General features: G+C 66.1%; 3 protein-coding genes. All 3 read right to left on the bottom strand.

The window, feature by feature from the left end; translation table 11 throughout:
* Nucleotides 1–38: 38 nt before the first annotated feature.
* Entirely contained in the window at nt 39–194 is a 156-nt protein-coding gene (locus tag A5779_RS33520; RefSeq protein ID WP_110777212.1) for a hypothetical protein, read from the bottom strand.
* Nucleotides 195–357: 163 nt separating this feature from the next.
* Nucleotides 358–2,832, bottom strand: a complete 2,475-nt coding sequence (gene ponA2 / locus A5779_RS12715) for a transglycosylase/D,D-transpeptidase PonA2 (RefSeq protein WP_064882347.1) — start codon at nt 2,830–2,832, stop codon at nt 358–360.
* 174 nt (nt 2,833–3,006) lie between these two features.
* Nucleotides 3,007–3,477: hypothetical protein (locus A5779_RS12710; RefSeq protein ID WP_330220067.1), on the bottom strand; the 471-nt coding region annotated here is incomplete at its 5' end.

Here is a 3,477-nt window from a genome sequence, read left to right as displayed (position 1 = left end):
GGGCGTTCCCGCCCATCACGGCCGGTGGTCGGGTTGCGCTAGAACCAGACTTTTCGCCCGCCGACCGGGCGACCGACGGCGCCGAGAATCCACAGAATGACCCCGATCACCACGAGGATTCCGCCGATGGTGTAGAGGATGGAGATGCCGGCGAAGTAGCCGATCAACAAGAGAATGATGCCGAGCACGATCATGGTCAATCCGTTCGACGTAGGAAACCTCGCGGTCTGTCGCAGGAGTAATTGCCAGATCCGTCGATATTCAAACGTGCAGATACGTAGGCGCCGCTAGCGTCCTCGAGCATGGCGAATCTGCACCGATGCAGAGTGTTGCTCGGCGCCGGCCCGGTTCACGCAGTCACGCAGGGGGCGGTGCCGGAGGCGGTGGCGGTGCGGGTGGCGGCAGTGTGATCGGCGGCAGCCCGGGGATCTCGATGACGTTGGGCGGCGGCGGCGGGTTCGGCTGATTGAGCAGGTCGCCGGGAGGCGGAGGTGGAGCTTCGGGCGGGGGAATGTAGACCGGCGGCGGCACATATCCCGTGCTGGTGTTGATCGTGATGATCGAGCCGGGAACGGTCCTACCGCTCGGGGTTGTGCCGACCACCGAACCCTTCGTGGCATTGCTGTTGACGGCGGTGGGTTTGTCGGCCACTCGGAAGCCGGAGTCCAGCAGGCGTTTCCGGGCGTCGTCGACCTTCAGACCTGTCACGCTCGGCACTTCGCCGCCGGGGCCACCGTCGACGTAACGCGGGTCGGTGGGTGGCAGGCCGATCGGGCCGAAGTCCTCGGCGATGGGACTCATTGCGGCATACCAGGTCAACGCCGGCTCGGTACCGCCGAACAGGGTGCCATCGCCGCATTTGCGCAACGGGTACGAGCACAGCCCCGACGGTGACGACGAGTCGTCGAAGACGTAGTTCGCGGCGGCGTACCGGTTGGTGAAGCCGAGAAAACCCGATGACCGGTGGGCCTCGGTGGTGCCGGTCTTCCCCGACATCGGCAGCTTCCAGCCGACCGAACTCGCTGCGCCGGCGGCGGTTCCGCCGGCGTGGTCCTTGCTCAGTGCGTTGGCCAACGTATTGGCGAGGCCTTCGGGCACCGCCTGGTCACAGGGGACCGTCTCCACGCCCACCTCATGGCCGTTCCGATCGAAGATCTTGTCGATCGGGCTCGGCGGGCACCAAGTGCCGCCCGAGGCCAGAGTCGCTCCGACATTGGCCAACTCGAGCGCGTTGAGCTCGAGCGGGCCGAGCGTGAAGGATCCGATGTTCTGCCGCTTGACGTAGTCGGCGATGCTCTCGTCGGGGTTCGTCCCGTCGGGGTTGTAATCACGCGCACTGCCGGGTTCGGCGTAGGACCTCAGCCCCAGTCGGACCGCCATGTCCACCGCCCGCGGTACCCCGATCTGTGAGATGAGTTTGGCGAAGGCGGTGTTGGGTGATTGCGCCAGGGCGTCGGTGACACTCAAGGGGCTGCGGAAGCCGTGCGCGTTGCGCACGCACCAGGCTTCCTTCGGGCACCCGGGAGTGTCGCTGCTGCCCAGACCTTTGCCCACAAACGTTCCGGGGACATCGAGTTGAGCATTGATTCCCATGCCCATGTCGAGTGCCGCCGCGGTGGTGAAGATCTTGAAGATCGACCCGGCGCCGTCACCGACCAACGAAAAGGGTTGGGGCTGCACGGTCTGGTTGGCATCGAGATCGAGTCCGTAGGTGCGGCTGTCGCCCATCGCGATCAATCGATGGGTGTCCTTGCCGGGAGTGATCACGCTCATCACGCTCGCGACCCCGGCGGAGTTGGGGTCCGCATACTTCTCGATGGCCGACTGGACGCTGTCCTGCACCTTGGGGTCCAGTGTGGTGCGGATCAGGTAACCGTTGCGCGCGACGTCCTCCATCGTGAGACCGGAGCGCGCCAGGTAGTTCAAGACGTACTCGCAGAAGAAGGCCCGATTCCCGGCGGCGATGCAGCCTTGCGGAAGTGGGTCTGCGTGGGGGAGTACCCCGAGCGGTGTCGCTTTGGCGGCGCGCAGTTCCTCGGCGCGGTCCGGCAGATAGTCGATCAAGGTGTCGAGCACGAGGTTGCGCCGGGCCAGCGCACCGTCGGGGTTGGTGTAGGGGTCAAGAGCGCTGGTGGACCGCACCACGCCGGCCAACAGGGCGGCCTGCGGCCAGGTGAGGTCGGCGGCGTCGACGCCGAAGTAGGTACGCGCCGCGTCCTGAACTCCGAAGGCGCCGTTGCCGAACGACACGAGGTTCAGGTACCGGGCCAGGATTTCGCTTTTGGGTAGCGTCTTGTCCATCGCAAGCGCGATGCGGATCTCGCGCAATTTGCGTGCGGGGCTGACCTCGACCGCGGCCAGGCGCTCGGCGTTGGTCTTGGCGTTGACCAGAAGGTTGTAGTTCTTGACGTACTGCTGCTCGATGGTGGACCCGCCGCGGACCTCGTCGATGCCGCGCAGATAGCCGAAGAGTCCGTTCAGCGTGCCCTGGACATCCACACCGTTGTGTTCGACGAATCGCTTGTCCTCCACCGAGACGATCGCCAGTTTCATGGTGTCGGCGATCCGTTCGGGAGGAACCACCCATCGGCGCTGCTCGTACAGCCAGGCGATCGGTTTGCCCGACGCGTCGACCATGGTGGTGACGAGCGGTGCGTCCCCTTTGAGCACCTCCGCGGAATCCTGTGCCACCGTGTCGGACAGCCGTGCCGTCATCATGCCGATGCCGCCGACGACGGGAAACATCAAGACCGCCGCGAGCAATCCGGCCAGCACACAGTGCATGGCCAACTTGGCAACCGTAGACCGCGACCGCGGTGGCGGGCCGGACATGCCCTCAAGCGTAAGGCGCTCAGTGGTCGGCGATGGATAGATCGCACGCAACACGTTGGCTACGTTGTGATTTCAGAACCCCGGATTTTCGGATCTGATGAGGTTCCCGCGGCCGACGGCCGCCGCCCGCTGTGCATCGGCGACCCGATGCGCAACCGGTCCGACGGAGCGTCGCTAACGATCGCCGCGACTGCAGTTCGGATTGGCCGGCTTGGCAGGCCAACTGCACACGTCGATGTAGGTGGTGTTGGCGTATCCGCCGCCGTCGAACACCCCATAGGCGTCGCCGTGGGTGCCGGTGTAGGTGGCACCGCCGCCTCCGCCGCCGCCCGAGGTGATGATCGTGGTGACCGTCCACCCCTTACTCTGTAGCGCGTCCTTGTAGGCGGTCATCACGTCAGTCGGCGACCCGTTGACCTGGTAGTGCACGTGGATTCCGCCGTCGGCGATGTCGTCGGGTCCTCTGCTCTGCTGCACGTCCGCCGGTGTCGGCACCAGTGCCGCCACCGCCGCGCTGCCCCCGCCCGCGGTGGTAGTGGCACTGGGGCCGACCGGCGCCGTCGTCGTGGTGGCCTCGGCCTTCTCTGTGACCGGACTGCACGCCGTGGCGGCCAGGCCGATCGCCAACGCCCCGATGAGGCAGGG

It is taken from the genome of Mycolicibacterium peregrinum (genome assembly GCF_001665625.1).
GTDB lineage: Bacteria > Actinomycetota > Actinomycetes > Mycobacteriales > Mycobacteriaceae > Mycobacterium > Mycobacterium peregrinum_B.
This window is presented reverse-complemented; position numbering and strand designations above follow the sequence as displayed.

Excerpts from the sequence above, each read along its gene's own strand:
- A5779_RS33520 (WP_110777212.1), bottom strand. The coding sequence starts at position 194 with ATGATCGTGCTCGGCATCATTCTCTTGTTGATCGGCTACTTCGCCGGC.
- ponA2 (WP_064882347.1), bottom strand. The coding sequence starts at position 2,832 with ATGTCCGGCCCGCCACCGCGGTCGCGGTCTACGGTTGCCAAGTTGGCC.